The organism is Pontibacter arcticus (assembly GCF_003284895.1).
Classification (GTDB): domain Bacteria; phylum Bacteroidota; class Bacteroidia; order Cytophagales; family Hymenobacteraceae; genus Pontibacter; species Pontibacter arcticus.
Genome location: NZ_QMDV01000001.1, coordinates 1,041,750 through 1,061,590 on the forward strand (window position 1 = coordinate 1,041,750; position 19,841 = coordinate 1,061,590).

At 48.5% G+C, this 19,841-nt stretch carries 9 protein-coding genes; 6 read left to right on the forward strand and 3 right to left on the reverse strand.

The features are described from left to right. Positions 1-19 precede the first annotated feature (19 nt). Positions 20-2,449 (reverse strand): TonB-dependent receptor, encoded by a 2,430-nt coding sequence (locus DP923_RS04700; RefSeq protein ID WP_112304620.1) that lies wholly within the window; start codon positions 2,447-2,449, stop codon positions 20-22. 251 nt (positions 2,450-2,700) lie between these two features. Here DP923_RS04700 and DP923_RS04705 point away from each other — a divergent pair, with 251 nt between their 5' ends. Beyond that, positions 2,701-3,096, forward strand: coding sequence for a hypothetical protein (locus DP923_RS04705; RefSeq protein WP_112304621.1), 396 nt, complete (start codon positions 2,701-2,703; stop codon positions 3,094-3,096). Between the two features lie 38 nt (positions 3,097-3,134). On the opposite strand, the gene DP923_RS04710 is transcribed toward DP923_RS04705, so the two are convergent. Further along, entirely contained in the window at positions 3,135-5,390 is a 2,256-nt protein-coding gene (locus tag DP923_RS04710) for a cation:proton antiporter (RefSeq protein WP_112304622.1), read from the reverse strand. Positions 5,391-5,410: 20 nt separating this feature from the next. Beyond that, the gene (locus DP923_RS16570) at positions 5,411-5,623 is read right to left on the reverse strand and encodes a hypothetical protein (RefSeq protein ID WP_125047637.1); all 213 of its coding nucleotides are present in this window, start codon (positions 5,621-5,623) and stop codon (positions 5,411-5,413) included. A 320-nt stretch (positions 5,624-5,943) separates the two neighbouring features. On the opposite strand from DP923_RS16570, the gene DP923_RS04715 reads away from it, so the two are divergent. From DP923_RS04715 to DP923_RS04735, 5 genes are all read left to right on the forward strand, one after another. Continuing rightward, positions 5,944-9,579 (forward strand): Ig-like domain-containing protein, encoded by a 3,636-nt coding sequence (locus DP923_RS04715; RefSeq protein ID WP_112304623.1) that lies wholly within the window; start codon positions 5,944-5,946, stop codon positions 9,577-9,579. A gap of 5 nt (positions 9,580-9,584) precedes the next feature. After that, positions 9,585-10,544 carry a PorP/SprF family type IX secretion system membrane protein gene (locus tag DP923_RS04720; RefSeq protein ID WP_112304624.1) on the forward strand — a complete coding sequence of 320 codons (960 nt, stop codon included), beginning with the start codon at positions 9,585-9,587 and terminating at the stop codon, positions 10,542-10,544. A gap of 479 nt (positions 10,545-11,023) precedes the next feature. Then, entirely contained in the window at positions 11,024-16,717 is a 5,694-nt protein-coding gene (locus tag DP923_RS04725; RefSeq protein WP_112304625.1) for an ice-binding family protein, read from the forward strand. A 7-nt stretch (positions 16,718-16,724) separates the two neighbouring features. Further along, positions 16,725-17,696, forward strand: a complete 972-nt coding sequence (locus tag DP923_RS04730; protein ID WP_112304626.1) for a PorP/SprF family type IX secretion system membrane protein — start codon at positions 16,725-16,727, stop codon at positions 17,694-17,696. 5 nt (positions 17,697-17,701) lie between these two features. After that, the gene (locus tag DP923_RS04735; protein ID WP_239020937.1) at positions 17,702-19,678 is read left to right on the forward strand and encodes an OmpA family protein; all 1,977 of its coding nucleotides are present in this window, start codon (positions 17,702-17,704) and stop codon (positions 19,676-19,678) included. Positions 19,679-19,841 lie beyond the last annotated feature (163 nt).

Consider the following 19,841-nt stretch of genomic DNA (forward strand, 5'->3'; position numbering starts at 1 on the left):
GTATAAATACGGGAAGCAGTTAAAATTCAACTATAAAACCTAATGTCGGTACCAGATTACCATCGTCGTTTTTCAGAATAAGCGGAATAGCATTGCTGCCGTCTTCACGTAAGGGGTTGTTATCGGTGGTAGCAAAACCAGTATTGCCGGTGTTTCGCTGGAAAGTATAACGGTCATACCCCGGGGTGTTGCTGCCCAGTACATTGGCGATATCCAGGAACAGGTCGAGGGTGATGCGGTTGAAATTCCATTTTTTATCGATGCGCACATCCAGCTGGCTGAAAGGGCGCAGCCTGTCCGAGTTAAGCCTGCTGTAATCCAGGATGCCAACGCCCAGTGAGCCGTAGTTGCGTTGTGAAGCTTCAAGGTTGAAAGGTGTAGTAGGCGCACCACCGGCAAAACGATACTTGGCGCCAGCTTCCCAGTTACGCGGCAATTTCTTACCGATCAGGCCCGAGATCAGATGCCTGTAATCCCAGGCACTGGAAATAAAACGACCATCGGTGCCGGCAAACTCACTTACGACATACGTATAAGATAACACCGAAAATACCGTACCGGTCAGTTTTTTCTGGAGGTAAAATTCCATCCCATACGCGCGGCCCTCGCCTGTTGTATTAACTGCCTCGTTACCAATAGAACCAAAATCACCACCCTGGTTAGCCAATGAAATGCCATCCCGCACCGAAACCGGGTAATTACTGTAATCCTTGTAAAAACCTTCCAGTGTAAAGCGCAGGTCCGGGCGCGGCAAAAACTCGGTGCCCAGTACGTAATGTATGGATCTGGTATATTCTGCGTCTTTGTTCAGGAACTGCCCGTTTTCGCGGTAGCCTAAAACCGTGTAGATCGGCAGTTTGTAATAAATCCCGGTAGAGGCGTTAAGTGTCCATTTATCAGAAAGCAGGTACGATGCCGACAAGCGCGGCGAAAGTGTTTTAAGCGGGTTATTGCCGGTTTCGGTAAAAGTGTTCAGGTCGGTTCGTACGCCAAGCGATAAGCCCAGTTTGTTAGCAAGTATAGATCTGGAAACCTGCCCGAAGGCGCCGTACCTGAAAAAATCGAGTTCGGTGTTATAATTAACGGTAATGCCGGGCTGCACCAGGTTGTTCTGTTCGTCGCGTACTTCTTTGCGGATGATGTTGAACAGGTCGTTTTTGAACTGCACGTATTGCCCCGAAACGCCATAGGCATACTTAAAGCCGTTTTTATACTTGTTCACATCCAGCCTGAACTTGTTTTCTGTTTCGCGGGAAGTCGACTTAAGTGTACGCAGCGCTGCATTGGTATTTTGGGCATCTTCATACTTTTCGAGGTCGATGTTGAAAGCACTGCGGCTGAGTGCCAGGTTTACATAGCCATCTTCTACCAGCCTTTTTAAAGATACGCCGGTGGTATAATTCCATTGATTGTTGAGCGGAATAGAACGCAGGATGTATTCGTTTTCGGGCGTGCTGTTGCGGGGAACGCCAAACGAGAACTCATCTATCGCTCCTACGCCTATAAAAGAGAGTGATGTTTTAGCATCGATCTTATGGTCTACTTTATACTGGAAATCCCAGTAATTAGGGCGGATAGGTAAGTCGAGTAGCTTAAACAGGAACTGCAGGTAAGAGCGCCTCGCCGAAACCAGGTAGGTTGTTTTAGGCGAAATCGGCCCTTCCAGGGTGGTGGCAAACTCAGAACCACTCAGGCGCACGTTACCCGAAAAGCGGTCGGGGTTGCCGTAGCGTTGCCTGAACTCGAACACCGAAGCCAGCGCATTGCCATAACGCGCATCAAAAGCCGACGAACTTACTTTCAGATCCTCGATAAAAGAAACATTCAGTATACCTGTGGCGCCGCCGGCACTGCCTTGCGTGGTAAAATGGTTGATGAGCGGTATCTCGATGCCATCCAGATAATATACGTTTTCGTTGGGCGCACCTCCTCTTATAATCAGGTCGTTGCGGCTGCCACCACCTGTACCTGCTGTAGCCACGCCCGGCAATACCTGCACCACTTTCGAGATGTCGAAATTACCGCCGGGGTTACTGCGTATTTCTTCGGTGCTCAGGCTTTGCACGGAGAGCGGCGTAACCAAGTCGGCGATGGCAGCGCTTTGCGTGCGGTTGGCTACAATTTCTACTTCTTCCAGTTTATTAGTAGATGGCGACAGGCTGAAGTTGATGATCTGGATATTACCGGACGTTACGTTTACGTTAAATTTACTTACTGCCTGGTAGCCCACATACGAAGCAACAATAGTATAACTGCCCAGCGGAATATCGGTGAGGCGGTACGTGCCCGTCTCGTTACTGACCGTGCCTGCCGAAGTGCCACTAAGCGCCACCGAAACGCCAATAAGCGGCTCCTGCGTGTTCACATCCCGGATGGTGCCCGTAATAATGCCTGTTTGCGCAAATACAGCTAAGGGCAGCAACAAGCAAAGTATAAGTATAAATCTCATGGGGAAGAAGTGATATAACTAAAAACAGTTAAAGGTACTTGTGAATTTTCTGAGAAACTGTACAACAGCAAAGCCCGCTACATGTTTTGTAATCTAAACTTATCTGTTTAACTTATACTTGTATTGCCAGAGTGAGCCTTGCAGGACGCTGGATTTAAAGTATAAATGCGCTACATTAATGGTTTTTACTTGTATGCCGGCAGCGGTTAAGCTACAGTTTAGTGTGTTGCATAACTTTACTAATTTTAGCCATGATATTATTTGAAAGTTATGCTGTAAGGCTCGATTATGATCCTGCCACAGATATCCTGACAGCGGATCTATCTCAGGTGAATGAATTTTACAAGCTTGAGATACAGGAAGCTTTTCAGGCCATAGCCACCACAGTAAGTCATTACGATGTAAAAAGGCTTTTGATGGACTCGCGTAAAAGAATTGTAGCCGTAGATAACGAAACTTACTCCTTCTTACTCAACGATTTCCTCCAGAAGCTAAAGGAAACCCGCCTCCAGCGCATGGCCCGTCTGCACTCCGGGATAGCCGCCAGAGAAACCCTCGCCGATAGGATGCAGGAACAGGTAGCTACCCACTTCGAGATGGTGACGTTTACCGATAAAGACAAAGCCCTTGCGTGGCTGGTAGCCTGATCATACTTTATTCCGGTAATTCTAAAGTATAAGTACACTTAAAGCTGAAATTCTGCTTTTTCCGTTTTCCCGGATTCAAGGAGTTTTATACGCGATGGGCTGCCCACAATCCAGAGAATGTCGCCTTCCTCAAAACGGAGTCCTGAGTCGGGGTTAAGGATACGCTCGCCGTTTTTCTCGATGCCCACGATCAGGCCTTTGGTTTTTTCGCGGATACCCGACTCGCGTACGGTTTTGTTACGCAAGCCCGATTTCGAAGACACGACCAGTTTTTGGAGTGTGATATCTTCCTTGTCCGGATCCTGGTTAGCGTAAGAGGTTTCTGCGGTCTCGATAAAGTTTCGGAACGCTTCGATCTCATCATCCGATCCGAATACATAGATCTTGTCTCCCGGGAAAATCCTTTCGTTGCGGGTTGGGGCTACAATGGTACGGTCGCCGCGCTCAATTACGGCCACATTAAAACCAAACCGCTCCCGTATCTGCAGATCAAATAGGGTGGCGCCTACTGCTGCCGAAGAAGCTGAAATATCAAAACTAACCAGGTGTGCATCCCAAGGAACGATGCTGTGGTGCATTTTGCTGGCTTCGCTTATCTCGCGGGCGTTCAGGTTTGCCATAAACCGGTTCTCGATCCGGATATAGAAATTCTGTATCCGCTTAGAGAAAACAACGAGCAACGCTACAATTACCAAACCAACCGCTACCGATGTGCCGACAGAGAAAAACTGGTTCAGGAGCAGCTCAATAAACAGGATGGCAATACCGATGCGCACAAATACAAGTACAATGATCAGGCTTCTGAAATTACGGTTAGCCCAGATACGGCCCTGTGCCTCTTTTTGCGGATGATGCACCGCCAGCGCCCAAAGGAAAGGGGCCATAAAAATCAACAGGATACCTACCGAAATAATATCGCCCCAAACACCATTGATCAGGTTTTCTGAAATAAACGGCCGCACAAACCGGGCACCCAGCACTGCAATCGAAATCATGATAACAGAATATACCACCAGGTTAATGGCATAAGACCTGAGTACAAGTTTCCAGTCGCTGGTAGTGGTAATGGCCTGTGCCCCGGAACTGTACTCGTTAATAGAGCTTTTCCAGCGGTTAGGCAATATTTTTTCGATGGATTGGTGCAATGGTCCCGAGAACCGGATCATGTAAGGCGTTGTAAATGTGGTGATGGCAGAAACCGCCACCGCTACCGGGTACAGGAAATCGCTGGTTACGTTAAGCGTAAGGCCAAGCGTCGCGATAATAAAAGAAAACTCGCCGATCTGCGAAACGCTCATACCTGCCTGAATAGAAGTTTTCATTCCCTGCCCGGCCATCAGTCCGCCGCCTGTTACACTTACTACTTTGCCCACCAGCGTTACCACTGTAATTAAAGCAATCGGGCCGGCATAAGTAATAATGGTTTCCGGGTTAATCAGCATACCGACAGAGACAAAGAAAATAGCGCCGAACAAGTCTTTAACAGAGGCAACCAGGTGCTCGATTTTTTCGGCTTTTGTAGTTTCGGCAAGTATGGAGCCCATGATAAAAGCACCCAGCGCCGGCGAGAAACCAACCTGTGCCGCCAGTATAACCATCAGCAAACAAAGCGCAATAGAAACGATCAGGAGCGTTTCATCATTCATCAGTTTGGATGCTTTTTTAAGCAAGGTAGGCACGATAAAAATACCCGCCAGAAACCATACAACCAGGAAGAAAGCCAGCTTCAGTACGGCATAGAGCATCTCGGTTCCGGCAAACTGCTGGCTTACGGCCAACGTCGAAAGCAAAACCATCAGCAAAATAGCTACCAGGTCTTCCACGATCAGCACCCCGAATACCAGGCCTGCAAACCGTTGCGTTTTTACACCCAGCTCATCAAAAGCCCGGATAATAATAGTGGTAGATGAAATAGAAAGTATGCCGCCCAGAAAGATACTATCCATCGTAGACCAGCCCAGGAATTTACCTGACATGTACCCCAGCGCCAGCATCACCACTACTTCGGTAAGGGCAATGATAGAGGAAGATCCCCCGACCTTTACCAGCTTCTTAAAACTGAACTCCAGCCCTAAACTGAACAGTAGAAAAATAACGCCTATCTCGGCCCAGATCGTGATGTTTTCGGTTTCAACTATACTTGGAAACAGAGAGAAATGCGGCCCTACCAGCAAACCGGCAATGATATACCCTAGAACCAGGGGCTGTTTCAGTTTTTTAAAGATAAGCGTTGTAAAACCGGCTGCCCCAAGTATAAGGCCTAAATCTAAGATCAGCGGTGGTAGGTGCGTCATGTGTACTTTATAACTTTAAATTAAAAGAAAGCGCAGCGCATGTTCAGGAAGTTTATCCGGAATTTGCTTAAACAGCCTGGCGCAAATGTAAAGTGCGGCTTTATTGGCAGCTTTTTACACGATAATAGTTTGGCAAAATCCGGTACGTTTAAGCTGAAAACAAAACGGCAGTCCGGGTTTGTGAAGTATACGATGTGGCTGGTAAATGCTGCATAAGCTAACAGCCATATCATACAAAAATAACAAAATGGATCAACATTACGGCAGGTAAATGCAAACAACGCAGCCTGAAACCTGTTGGAAGAGAGCATCTTGGGTAATTTATACTTTATAGTAAAAAAATAATTTAAAGATTATGTAACCTTTTTAGCCCGGATTGCATAATGTGGAGGTGAGGTAATAGCTTCCTTTCTATTACCTTTATTTTAAGTAATTGATTATTAATAACATAGGGCAAATACGAAATGCTTTATATGCTACGTTCCTTATTTTTTGATTGAGTTTACCTGAAACAGACCCTTGATACCGCTTTTCACCCTATACTTTTAGCCTGATGCACCCATCATTACGCAAGCTACTTTTCTTATTGCAGTTGGCTTTGCTGCTGCTCTCAGTCCAACAAACATATGCCCAAACCTGCTCCGCTGCTATTTCGGTAGATAAAGTCACGATCTGTAACGGCGAAACCGCTGTTCTGACTGGTTCGGCACAATTTACGATTACCTCCTGGGAGCTGTTTAAAGATGGTGTATCTGAGCGCACCAATAACACCGGGGTTTTCAGTATAACGCAGCCCGGTGAATACTATGCGCAGGCAACCGGCTCAGGCTGTGTGGCTATCCGAACAAATGCGGTTACGGTTACAGTAAATGATCCTCCCCTGCAACCTGTTATCGTTACCAACCCTCCCAACCCTACAGCGGGTGATATATGCGGCGGCGACCAGATTCTGTTCAGCGTCCAAAACCCCGAAGATGGTGTAGAATACAGATGGGATTTTGGCGATGGTACGGTGGCGACCGGTGCAACCGATGTGCCGCATACGTACCAGGCGGTTGGTGTAAGCGGTGGCCAGCCTATCGGGTATACGGTCAGAGTACAGGCAGTGCGTACACAGGGCGGATGCACTAACCAGAACTCCATACAGGTAGCGATCAAACAGACACCGGAGGTATCTTTTACAGAAACAAACAACTTTCAGATTTGTCTGCGCGATGGTTTGGCCGCTAAGGACACGACTGTTTTTGCAGAAATCCAGAACACAACGCAGGCACCTTATTTAACGGATATTGCGACTTATTTTATTGATTGGGGAGATGGCAAGGGCGAAGTACAGTATACCGGCCAGCCGAACCCGTTTCCGTTAAAAAGCCCGGCCCCTTACGATTCGCTTGGCAATTACCCTATCCGGATAAGAGCAGTAAATAATGCAGGTTGCGACGCAGCCACTCCGTTCGAAGCGGTGTTTCAGTACAACAAAAAGCCGGAAGCGAACTTAACATTCAATAAAGAACCCAAAAGCACGCCACAAAGCTGCACGCCTATTATTGTTGCCCTCGGCGATAGTTCCAGCGGCGGCGGCCTGTCATATAAATGGACAGTAAAAGAACCTAACAACGGTGGCTTCTCGGTAGAGCAAGGCGGTTTCGACCAGGATACCTTACGGCTGCTTTTCGAAACGCCTGGAGTATTTAACATCGAGCTGATTGTGTCGAACAGTTGCGGCAGCGATACCACCGAGCAAAGTGTTATTGTTGGATACCCGCAGGCGCAACTGGCGGGCGATATAACAGTGTGCGGCGAGACTACTATAAAGTATGATGCCCAAACGGTATTCTATGATCCCAACTTTGGCAATACGGTAACTTACCAGTGGTTTGTGGATGGGCAGCCGCGTTCAACAGCGCAGTATCCGGAATTTAATTTCCCTGTGAGGGCTACGCCTTATAGAGTGGAGGTAAAAGTAACAAACGAATGCGGTGCCAGTGATGACATCGGCCCTGTGCCACCTCAACTGGTTACTGTTAACCCGCCGGCCGCGGCACCCGTTGTGGAAAATCTGACAGCTTGCACCGGCGATCAGGTAACCATAACGCCATCTGGCCCCGGGCCTGCCTATAACTTTTATGATGCTAACAACCCGGATGCTGTGCCGCTTAATGCTGCACCTGCCCTTAGCTTTACAACACCGGCTTTAACCGTTGGTGCCACTTATTACGTGGAAACCATAACGGCCCAAGGCTGTGCCAGCGATCGGGTGGCAGTGGTGATAACCGTTAACCCTCCTATTGCAGATAATACCATTCAGGAGCCAGCACAGCCAACCGTTTGTATTGGCAACGCACCAACTGCGCCTATTACAGGCAGTACGCCAAGTGGCGGCGATACGTATACTTGGATATTCAGCACCACAGGCCCGGATGCAGGTTTTGTAGCAGCGCCAGGCCCAACAGCCAGCCAGAAAGATTATACGCCTCCTGCTCTTACCAGTACAACCTGGTTCAGGCGCATTGTAAGCGGTGCAGCAGCCTGCAAAGCAGATACAAGTAATGCCGTACAATTGCTTGCCGTGCCACCTATCCAGAATAATAATATCATCAGCGGCAACCAGGAAATCTGCCAGGGCGAACAACCAAACCCGGTTACAGGCACACCTGTATCGCAGGCCGGCGCTATTATAACCTGGGAAATCAGCACGGTTAGCGCTACAGAAGGCTTTGTGTCGGCACCGGCTCCGAATAATGCACAGGATTATACATTCGGTGCACCTCCAACACAGGAAGCCATCTGGGTGCGGCGTGTTGTAAACCTCAATGGTTGTAGTGTGCCGTCAGCACCAATTAAAATCAGCGTTTTCCCGAGGCTGGCTAACAATACGATCGGCGATCCGCAGGATATCTGTATAGGTGAAGCACCTAAGCCTTTAATCGGAACAGGAGATGCCCCAACAGGTGGCAACGGCCGCTACGACTATATCTGGCAAAGCAGCACCTCCGGCCCGAACGATGACGCTTCGTTTGTGCCGGCCACCGGTACCAATAACGCACCGAGCTATACGCCCGGCACGCTCCAGCAAACAACCTGGTTCCGTAGGATACTGTCAGCGAGAGGTGCAAACTGCAGTGTGCTGGTAAGTAATGTAATTGAGATAACGGTAACCGAAGCGATCACAAACAATACGATCATATCGCCACCGCAGGAAGTATGCGAGGGCACAGCACCGGAAACTATACTTGGCTCACAGGCTTCAGGCGGAACGGGCTGGCAATGGGAAATCAGTAATACAAGTGCAACGTCAGGTTTCTTCCCGGCACCAGGCGCAAGCACAAACCCGGATTACAGCCCTGAACCCCTGTTGCAGAATACCTGGTTCCGGCGTATTGTGCTGGCAGGCGGTTGCTCTGATACATCGGCAGCCATACTTGTAACGGTAGTTCCAAAACCGGTAGTGCCAACACTTACAGCCCGCAATGTTACAAGTTGTGTGGGTGGCTCGGTTACGTTGTCGGTTGCAAACCCTGTGGCAGGCATCGTTTACAAATGGTTTACAGAAGAAACAGCCGGTACCCAGGTAGGGGAAGGCCCGCAGCTTACTATCCCTGGCCTTACGCAAACCATTACCTATTACGTGGAAGCACAGCGGGGCAACGATGGGTGTGTTAGTTCGGCGCGCGCACCGGTTACTGTAAATGTAGTGGCATCGCAGGCAAATGCCGGCGAAGATGCTACCATTATACAAGGCAGGCCAATCGAGTTGCGTGCTACCGGCGGCGATACGTTCAGATGGGAGCCAGCCACCGGGCTAAGCGACCCGAATGTGGCAAACCCGGTTGCTACGCCAACGCAAACAACAACTTATACTGTAACAACTACCTCGCAGGGCGGCTGTATTTCTACGGATGAGGTGACAATTACTGTCATCCCGGCTATTGTTGTACGAAACGCGTTCTCGCCTAACCAGGATAACGTAAACGAAGTATGGGAGATCGAAAACATCGGAAAGTACCCGGAAGCCCGCGTGGAAGTATTTAACCGGTGGGGGAATCTGGTATTCAGCTCGGATGGGTATGCCGCTCCATGGGATGGCACCCGGAACGGCAGCGAACTACCAGTAGCCACTTATTATTATATCATTTACCTGAATAAAACGGATAAGCCTATATCCGGTAACGTAACCATACTCAGATAATCACTATGAAGAAGATCCTCCTCGTTCTGTTGTCTGTAATGGTGTTTACCCTACAGGCAGAAGCCCAGCAAAGGCCGCAGCACAGCCAGTACATGCTTAATAATTACCTGCTTAACCCTGCCATTACCGGCATCGAAGATTATGCGGATATACGCCTGAGTACCAGGCGGCAATGGGTTGGTTTAGATGGTGCTCCGGTTACGTATTACGCTACAGTGCATGCCCCGATCAACAAGGGTATCACTAACTCCAAATACCACAGGGCATTGGCGCATCATGGCGTCGGGCTGGCTGTTCACGCCGATAAAACCGGTCCGCTCAGCCGTACTTCGATTACGGGTTCTTATGCCTACCACATGCCCTTAACCAGAAGTATAAAAATATCGGCTGGCGCGGCGGCGGGCCTGATCCGCAATTCGGTTAACGCTACAGAGTTAAGTTTTACCAATCCCAGCGACCCATTGGCTAGTGGCGGCGATATCAATAATAATGTACTGGACCTGAGCCTGGGTTTATGGATTTATTCCCAAAATTTCTCAGTAGGTATTGCCGGCGCGCAGCTTTTGGAAGATGCCAGTACCTTTAGTACACCCGAAGCAAACCGGGCCGCATTAGGCATGCAGCGGCACTACTTTATTTCCGGTAGTTACCGCCTTAAACCCGCCGATCGCATTGATGTTATTCCGTCTGTGATGGTTAAACTGGCCAGCCCGAGCCCGTCCCCGATCGATGCCAGCGTGCGCGTATTATACGACGAGCGTTTTTGGGTAGGAGCCTCTTATCGCCACAAAGATGCGCTGGTTGGCATGCTGGGTGTTTATGTAAGCCCTTTATTGGATGTGTCTTATTCGTATGATGCGACTGTTTCTAACCTGAACAAGGTAAGCGCCGGTACCCATGAGATCGTGGTCGGCTTTAAAGTGCTGAATAACAAACGGATCATGTGCCCGCAGTGGATCTGGTAAGCTAAAAACCAATTACACTTCAAAAGCCCCTGTAGCTACCCAGCTGCGGGGGCTTTTTTATACCGTATACTTTTTATTACTAAGTTAATTCATACTTAAGATGAGTGCGAAAGCATTTAGCAGACTCAATATCAGTGATATAAATAAAGTGCAAAGCTGTGAATTATTTTAAATGAATTGGAGTTTCGAGGTAAATCAAAGGCATATATTCTGGCATTACAGACTTTGTACAGCAATAAATTTAAATCAAGTTGCAATTTTTGGATTTAATTAAAAATAATGCAACTTTTATAAGTGTGCAAAATGGTTGTTAATTGATTTGTAGTGTACTTTAAATATATTTTTTGTTAAAATTTGATATTGTATTAAGTAAAGTATTTACAAATTGAGTAATATTATGGTGTCGTTATTTCAGTGCAAAAACGGCTGCTGTTTTCCCCTCGTTGTCATATGAGAAAAGTTTATACCGGTATCTTTAAATGGAAAGGTTTTTAGGAAAAGTTATACTACTGTTAGTATGCTTTATCACCGTGTGTTTTTCTGTTGCTGCCCAGCAGGTTCCTTCTCTCGGAACGGCTTTCGGGTACAATGCCCTCGCGGATAAAAACATCTCCAGCACAGGCAGAACAGTTATCAATGCAAACGTTGGTGTCGCAAACGGTACCATTACGGGGTTCCCGCCAGGGATAGCTGTGCGCGGTACTCAGGTAAATACACCAGCTGCCCGTACTGCCCTGCAGGATGCCGCTACAGCTTTTAACCAAGCCTTAGCACTCACTCCAACCGAAGTAGTTTTATCGAACGGGAACTTAGCAAACCGTACGTATACGCCGGGTGTGTACAAGTTTGAAGGAGATGCTGTGTTTGCGGGCAACATGATCCTGGATGATAACGGACAGCAAAACCCTGTATTTATTTTTCAGGTTGAGAACGACCTTAAAGTAAACCGCAGCGCAGAGATTGATGCAACCAACAAAGCAACAACAAGCAACATCTTATGGGTTGTAAAAGGCAATATTGACATCAGCAGCAATGCTATTTTAGATGGCAGTTTTATTGCCCAGGGAAGTATAAACCTGGCTACCGGCGTAAACCTGCAAGGCCGGCTTATTTCCCTGCTGAATGATATTTACTTAAATCAGGCGCTTATCAATACACCTTCCGACCTGAGCGTAAGTATAGCCATGAGCCCAAGTACCAGCGGGACTACCTCTTACCAACTAGGCGAAGAAGTTACCATTACCATTACCGCAAAAAACCTGGGCCCTTCAGACGAATCAATTGCGAACGGTACCATCAGCCTGATCGGGGATATACTTAGTTATACTTCCGTAAAACCTGGCAGCTCCTTTAATATAACTACAAAAGAATGGAACATTGGCTCGCTGGCTTTTAATCAAAGTGCAGTGTTGGTCATCAAAGCAAAACTTACACAGTCTGGTTTCGGAACGGTGCAGGCGCGCGTGGAAGGGCGTAGCGGTAACGTGGATGAAGACCTGAATAATAATACGGCGGCACCTTATAATTATTGTGTGCTGCTTTCAGCTTCAGGGCCCATTGCCGGCGAAACGCAGGTTTGTATCGGAAGCACTTTTACATATAGTATAGCGCCGGTAGTGGGTGCAGCGCGTTATAACTGGGCCGTTCCGGATGGCTGGACCTATGAGCGGTTAGGCCCTACCAGTATACTTGTAACACCTGGCAGCACATCAGGGCTTATCACAGTCAGAGCTAGCAGCATCTGTGGTGAAGGTCCTCCACAATCATTACAGGTAACATCACAGGCAGATACACCTCTGAAACCGGGTCCTATTACAGGGCCCTTCGTTGTTTGTGCCAACACTAACGGATGGGAATATAGTATAAGCGCAGTAGCAAATGCGGCAAGCTATAACTGGGTTGTACCCAATGGCTGGTCCATTTCCGGTGGGCAGGGAACTGCAAAAATTACCGTTAATGCCGGCAGTACGCAGGGTGTTATTACGGTAGAAGCTGTAAACGCATGCGGAACAAGCGAAAAGCAGAGTCTTACTGTATCAGCAGTAACAGACTTACCACTTGCGCCGGTTTTCACGCAAAGTACAGCACAGGGTTGTGTAGGCAGTACCGTTGTTTACCAGGTAGAAGCCGTTGCTGGTGTAACAGGCTATAACTGGACAGTGCCAGCAACCTGGGAGATCATATCAGGGCAAAATACAGCAAGATTAACAGTAAAAGTCGGCAGCGATCCCGGCGAACTGAGTGTAAAAGCAACTAATGTATGCGGTACCGGGCCAGCAACCATACTTACGGTAAAGCCAGCGCAGGACCCTCCTGTGCAGCCCGGCCCGATTACAGGTGTAATTGGTGCTTGTGCAACCGAAAAAGGACTGGTGTATACCATACAAGCGGTACCTGATGCAAAAAGCTATACATGGACAGTTCCGGCAGGCTGGGTAATAACAGCCGGGCAGGGCTCTTTAAGTATAACCGTAAATGCCGGCAGCAATAGCGGCGCGATAACAGTAAAAGCAGTAAATGATTGTGGGGTAGGAAGTGCCAGTAGCTTGCAGGTACAGCCTATACCGGGCGCACCTGCAAAACCAGGCAGCATTACCGGCGAGCAGGCACCATGTATCAACTCCACAGCAACCTATGAAATTCCGGTAGTGGCCGGCGCTTCAGGCTATACCTGGGCGGTACCTGCCGGCTGGGAAATTATTTCAGGGCAAGGCACAACCCAGATCGTAGCGCGCTCAGGAAATGCAGGCGGAATTGTTACAGTAGAGAGCTTTAATGCGTGCGGAATAAGCCAGAAGCTGCAGTTACCTGTTGCAGTTACCGCAAATGTACCAACAACTCCCTCTCCGATACAGGGAACATCACAAGGCTGTGTGGGCAGCACGATCAGTTACCAGGTAGCGGCAGTAACCGGCGCAACAGGGTATACCTGGGCAGTGCCGGCAGGATGGGAAATTATTTCGGGGCAGAACTCAACTAAACTAACCGTTAAAGTAGGTAGCACGGCAGGCAACATCACCGTAAGAGCAAGCAATGCGTGTGGAACCGGAATACTAAACTCACTGGCAGTTAAACCAGTTACAACACCTCCTGCCATACCTGGTCCTATTACAGAAGTGCTGACAGTTTGTGCATCCAAAGAAGTAACTTATTCGATCGCAGCTGTTCAGAATGCAACAGGCTATACCTGGTCAGTACCTACAGGATGGGCCATCACGGCTGGCCAGGGAACACTTAAAATAACAGTAACGGCTGGCAGCACCAGTGGCACGATAACAGTAAAAGCGCTGAATGATTGCGGCCCGGGTGGAGCAAGCAGCTTGCAGGTGCAACCTGTATTAGGCCCTCCAAAGATGCCGGCAAGCATTATAGGCAGTGAGTTTACCTGTGCTAATACAACTGCAACTTACCAGATTCCGAACATTACAGGAGCAACCGGTTACAACTGGACAATCCCAACCGGCTGGACACTGGTTTCGGGGCAAAACACCACCACCATTACTGTAACCGCTAACGCTACTGCCGGCAAAGTAACCGTAACAGCAAGTAATGCCTGCGGCAGCAGCGCACCTTTAGAGTTGCTGGTTACGCCATTGGTAACACCTCCGGCAACGCCGGTTATTTCAGGGCCGGCAGAAGTATGCGAGGGCGTAGCAGGCTTTGTGTACGAAGTGGCAACAGTGCCAGGCGTTAGCAGCTATACCTGGGAAGCACCCGCAGACTGGACTATTACAGGGCAGGGCACCAACAAGATCTCAGTTAAAGCAGGTAAGACCCAAGGAAAAGTATCTGTTAAATTAACAAACGAATGTGGCCTGAGCAGTACCGGATCCATCAGCGTAAAAGTAATTCCATCGCCTCCTGATAAGCCTGTAGCTATACTTGGGCTAGGAATTGTGTGCGTGGATCAGAAAACCATCAGATACCGGGTAGAGCCTGTTGCAAACGCAACTTCCTACAGATGGGCTGTTTCAGATGGCTGGGAAATTGTTTCGGGGCAGGGCACAACCGATGTTGTAGTAAATGCCAGCAGCCGGGGAACCAAGATTACAGTACAGGCAGTAAATGCATGTGGTGTTACCAGCTTAACGCAACTTACCGCAATCGTTACAAACGCAGCACCTGCAAAACCGGTCATTACAGGAAATACATTTCCGTGCACCGGTGCAGAGTATACCTATAGCATTGCTCCTTTAGCAAACGCTGACAGCTATACCTGGGATATACCGGAAGGATGGGAAAAGCTTGCAGACAACGGAACATCAGTTACAGTCAGATCAGGAGGCAAAGCCGGAACGATAGCTGTGAGAGCTACAAACGGTTGTGGTATTGGAGAAACAGCTACCCTGGCAGTAAAAGCCGTCGTAAGTGGTCCTGAAAACCTGGTAAGCATTATTGGCAATAGCCTGGCTTGCGTAGGTGCAACAACAACTTTTAAAGTAGAAGGTGTACAGAATGTAAATAACTATACCTGGAAAGTGCCTGCCGGCTGGAGCATCGTTTCTGGCCAGGGAACAGCAGCAGTACAGGTTAAAGTAGGCACAAAGGAAGGCGAAGTAGGCGTAACCGCTAAAAATGGCTGCGGCGAAACGTACCTGGGCAAAACAATCAAAGTTTCAGATCTGTCGCTTATCACACTTGGTAAAATAACCGGTGCCATTGCCATGTGCGAAGGCGCAACGCAAACTTATTCGATAAATGCGGTAGGAACAGCAGCTTCTTATGCCTGGTCTGTACCTGCTGGCTGGACTATTGTTTCGGGGCAGGGCACGGTATCGCTTACAGTTAGAGCAGGCAAAAATTCAGGAAACATCGGGGTAGCGGCAGTGAATAGCTGCGGCTCTCCTGGGCCCGAAACAAAGCTTGCCGTAGCTCCCTCTGCAATTCAACTTATACCTCCGGTTATTACAAAACCAGCCAGCCCGTTCTGTCAGGGAGCTGCTTCGCTTACTTATAGCATCCCGGCTGTAAACGGGGCAACCAGTTACCAGTGGGAAGTGCCGCAGGGATGGCAGCTAACAGAAGGACAAGGCACAACTGTTATTAAAGTTACAGCCGGAACAGAAGCAGGGCTCATTAAAGTTAAAATAGGCAACGGCTGCGGCCAACCTGTAGAAGCAAGTATAAACGCTGTAACACAAACGCTTCCTGCTGCGCCAAAACTAACCAGCGGTGCTCCGGACCCGTGTACCGGCGCAGACACACAATATACCGTTCAAGCTGATGCCAATGTGGTTTCTTATGACTGGATCTTACCACAAGGCTGGACCATCTTGCAGGGCCACGGCACAAATAAAATAACAGTTAAAGCAACCGCAACCTCTGGCCTGGTCAAAGTGAAAGCAATAAATGCCTGTGGCGCCAGCGAAGAAACCGTACTGCCCGTTAATCCGGTAGGTTCGCCGCCGGCAGCTATCGGCGCTATTTCCGGTGAGCAGGTAGTATGCGAAAATGAGACGGTTGTATACGCCGTTGCTAAAGTAGAACTTGCCAGCGGCTATTCCTGGACCATACCACAGGGCTGGACGATTGTTAACGGCCAGGGCACAAACACCTTAACCGTGAAAGCCGGAAACAAGGCAGGTACCGTTAAAGTAGCCGCTACCAACGGCTGTGGCGCAACAGCCGATGCTGCTGTGAAAGTACAACTGCGAAACCTGAACCGTGTTGGAGTAATAACAGACCTTAGTTCAGCATGCGACGGGCTGGTATACGAAATGACTCCACTCGAAGGAGCGCAGTCTTACAAGTGGACCGTTCCGGAAGGATGGACGATTGCCACAGGGCAGGGCACAAACAGAATTACAGTAAATGCAGGTAAAGCAACTGGTAAGATAACGGTAGTAGCCAGCAATGGCCAATGCTTAAGCGAGCAGGCAGAGCTGGTGCCTAATACCAGTTTCCTGGAAGCTGAGGTTATAGTACCAAATGTATTTACGCCGAACGGCGATGGAAACAACGATACCTGGATAATTGAGAACCTGGCTAACTTCCCTGAAAAAGAGCTGACCATCCTGAACCGTTGGGGCAACGAAGTATACCGCAGCCCTTATTACGAAAACAACTGGGATGGCAGCGGCCTGCACGAAGGCACCTACTTCTATGTCCTGAAAGTGAAGCTATGCAGCGGAGATGAGAAAGTGTACAAGGGGTATGTGATGATTGTAAGGTAAGAAAGCGATGGCACGTAAATCAAACTTAATTCAAAAGCTTTTATTCCTGTTTGGTGGTTTACTGTTGGCAAATGCAGTTTCAGCCCAGCAGGCGCCCCAATACTCACAGTACATTTTTAATGAACTCGTGATCAATCCGGCGTACGCAGGAAGTAAAGAAGTACTCAACATCAACCTAACACACCGCAGCCAGTGGGTTGGTTTGGAAGGCGCCCCGACAACACAATCTCTAAGTATAGACGGTGCTACACAAAACACAAATATTGGCTGGGGTGCCCACCTGATAAATGATCGGATCGGGGCACAAAGCCAGACAGGTGCTTATGCTAATATTTCGGCGCGCATTAGCCTTAGCCGCGAAACAAAGCTGGCCCTTGGGTTAGCTGGTGGCGTATCGCAGTATGTGCTGGATGGAAATAAACTGAACACAGGAAATACAATACCTGACCAGGCTTTGCCACCGGGGCGCGAAGTAAGTATATTGCCGGATGCAAAAGTTGGCCTCTTCTTAAATACCGAGCGTTATTATGCCGGGCTTACCGCAGCCAATCTGATTCCTTTTAAAAGCGACAATTTATTGATCACCACGCCAAGGAGACACTACTTTTTATCCATGGGCTATACGTTTGACCTGAACAGGAACCTGCGCCTGAAGCCTAGTCTTCTGATTAAAGAAGACTTTAAGAGCCCTGCGAATTTAGACCTGAATGCCTTTTTATTAATGTATGATCGTTTATGGGTTGGGGCATCGTACCGCACGGCAGTACCGGTTTTCACGGATTACGACATGAAACAACTGGCAAAACGCAATGCGGTTGCTTTGATCGCGCAGGTATATGCCACACCCAGGCTCCGCATAGGTTATGCCTATGACCTGAGTTTATCAAAACTGAATAATTACGCAAGCCATGAGGTGTCTGTCGGTTATATGTTCTATAAAATGAGGTATGGCCGCATCATCACACCCCGAAACCTATAATACAAATGAAAACAACATGCATGCTTTTCTTATTACTGCTGGCGGCCGTTTTTGCTTTGCCATCAGGGGCATTTGCGCAGGATATGAAGCAGGCGGATAAGCATTTCAATAATTTTGAGTTTCCGCTTGCCCTGGAAGCCTACAAAAAAGTGTTGGAAAGCGGAGAACCAAGTTTAACGGTAGTGCAACGCATTGCAGATTCGTACCGCATCATGAACAACAGCAGGGAAGCCGAATTCTGGTATGCGCAGGCTGTTAGTTTTCCGGATTCGGATCTGGCGAATATTTTCCTGTATGCTGAATCGGCGAAGCGTAATGGTAATTACCTGAAAGCAAAACAGCTGTTTGAAGAGTATGGCCGCAAAGTACCTACGCAGGCAAGTATGGCCCTTCGGATGGCCGCCTCCTGCGATACAGCGCTTGCCTGGATGCAAGGCCCGACTCCCATAGCGTTACAAAAGAACAGCACGATCAATTCGGATGGAGCAGATTTCAGCCCGATCAAAATAAAAGAAGGGCTACTTTTTGCCTCCGACAGGTTAACCGGCACCCGCAACGAAGAAGCAAAACGCTACGGCTGGACCGGAAACGGATATGTGCAAATGTACTTTGCCAAAGCCCTCACCGATACGTCGTGGAGTGCGCCTGCACCGTTGCCAAACTCGATCAATACAGCTTACCACAACGGCCCAGCCGCTTTTCTGGAGCAGGACCATGTTTTATACTTTACCAGAACCCACATGGTAAAAAGCCGGGTAGGCAAAGTAAACGCAGACCCTACCAATTGGTTTAAAGGCGCAACAGGCGGCGGACGTATCAACCGGTTAGGCTTGTATACCGCAGAGCGTAAAGGTGAAAAATGGGGCGATGTGAAACCGTTCAAGTACAACAACACAGAAGAATATTCGATCGGTCACCCGGCTGTAACCAAGGATGGCAAGTTTTTATACTTTGCTTCGGATATGCCCGGCGGCCTCGGCGAAACAGATATTTATTACTGCCAGCGCCAGCCGGATGGCTCGTGGGGGCAACCCGTAAATGCAGGTAAAGTAGTAAATACGGCCGGCCGCGAGAGCTTCCCAAGTATAGGCGAAGACGGTGTTTTATACTTTTCTTCGGATGGGCACATGGGGCTGGGTGGTCTGGATATCTTTAAAGCAGTTGGCCCGGTAACTGCCTGGACGAAAGTCGCGAACCTAAAATACCCGATTAATACGTCTCAGGATGATTTCGGTATTCTGATGGATAAGACCGGCAAAAACGGCTTGTTATCTTCGGGGCGCGATAATGAGTTTGACGATATCTTCACGTTCAAGGAAACCAAAATACCATGCACGCTCACGGGGCGCACCGTAGAAAGATTACCGATAGCAGGAACCAGCAGAAGAAAAGAAGTAGCGATAGACCGCGTGCTGCTGCAGTTGTTTGAAGAAGGAAGCGATGTACCGCTGGAAACGCATTCTGACAAGAACGGTAATTTTGCATTTGTAGTGAAGGCAGGAACCAACTACACCATCAGAGGCTCAAAACCGAAATACCTGACCCAGACGGTAAGCATGACCCCGGACTGCCGTTTCAATACGGATTCTGTGAAAGTGGAGATGATCTTTAACCGTGATACCCCTAACAAACCGATCGTGCTGGATAACATTTACTACGACCTCGATAAAGCAGACATAACACCACAGGCAGCCGTAGAACTGGACAAACTGGTGCAAACTCTGAAAGATAACCCGAAGATCAGGATTGAACTGAGTTCGCACACAGATAGCCGCCAGACGAACCGCTACAACGAAATGCTTTCGCAGTTAAGAGCGCAGTCGGCAGTAGATTATATTATTTCCAAGGGCATCGACCGCGACCGGATGGAGGCAAAAGGCTACGGCGAAACGAAGCTGATCAACAAATGTAAAGATGGCGTTTCGTGCTCCGAAGACCAGCACCAGGAAAACCGCCGCACCGAATTTAAGATCCTGAAATAACACTGAAGCATAAACCAAAAACGCCTGCATACTTTTAAAGTAATGCAGGCGTTTCTGGTTTCCAGCCGTTGTTGGTGTTTTCACCAACAACTATATTAGCCAACAGGCGCTTGCTGGTGAAAACACGCAGCAAGGGCATAGTGCTTCGCGTTAAAAACGTAAA

Excerpts from the sequence above, each read along its gene's own strand:
- DP923_RS04700 (WP_112304620.1), bottom strand. The coding sequence starts at position 2,449 with ATGAGATTTATACTTATACTTTGCTTGTTGCTGCCCTTAGCTGTATTT.
- DP923_RS04705 (WP_112304621.1), top strand. The coding sequence starts at position 2,701 with ATGATATTATTTGAAAGTTATGCTGTAAGGCTCGATTATGATCCTGCC.
- DP923_RS04710 (WP_112304622.1), bottom strand. The coding sequence starts at position 5,390 with ATGACGCACCTACCACCGCTGATCTTAGATTTAGGCCTTATACTTGGG.
- DP923_RS16570 (WP_125047637.1), bottom strand. The coding sequence starts at position 5,623 with ATGATATGGCTGTTAGCTTATGCAGCATTTACCAGCCACATCGTATAC.
- DP923_RS04715 (WP_112304623.1), top strand. The coding sequence starts at position 5,944 with ATGCACCCATCATTACGCAAGCTACTTTTCTTATTGCAGTTGGCTTTG.
- DP923_RS04720 (WP_112304624.1), top strand. The coding sequence starts at position 9,585 with ATGAAGAAGATCCTCCTCGTTCTGTTGTCTGTAATGGTGTTTACCCTA.
- DP923_RS04725 (WP_112304625.1), top strand. The coding sequence starts at position 11,024 with ATGGAAAGGTTTTTAGGAAAAGTTATACTACTGTTAGTATGCTTTATC.
- DP923_RS04730 (WP_112304626.1), top strand. The coding sequence starts at position 16,725 with ATGGCACGTAAATCAAACTTAATTCAAAAGCTTTTATTCCTGTTTGGT.
- DP923_RS04735 (WP_239020937.1), top strand. The coding sequence starts at position 17,702 with ATGAAAACAACATGCATGCTTTTCTTATTACTGCTGGCGGCCGTTTTT.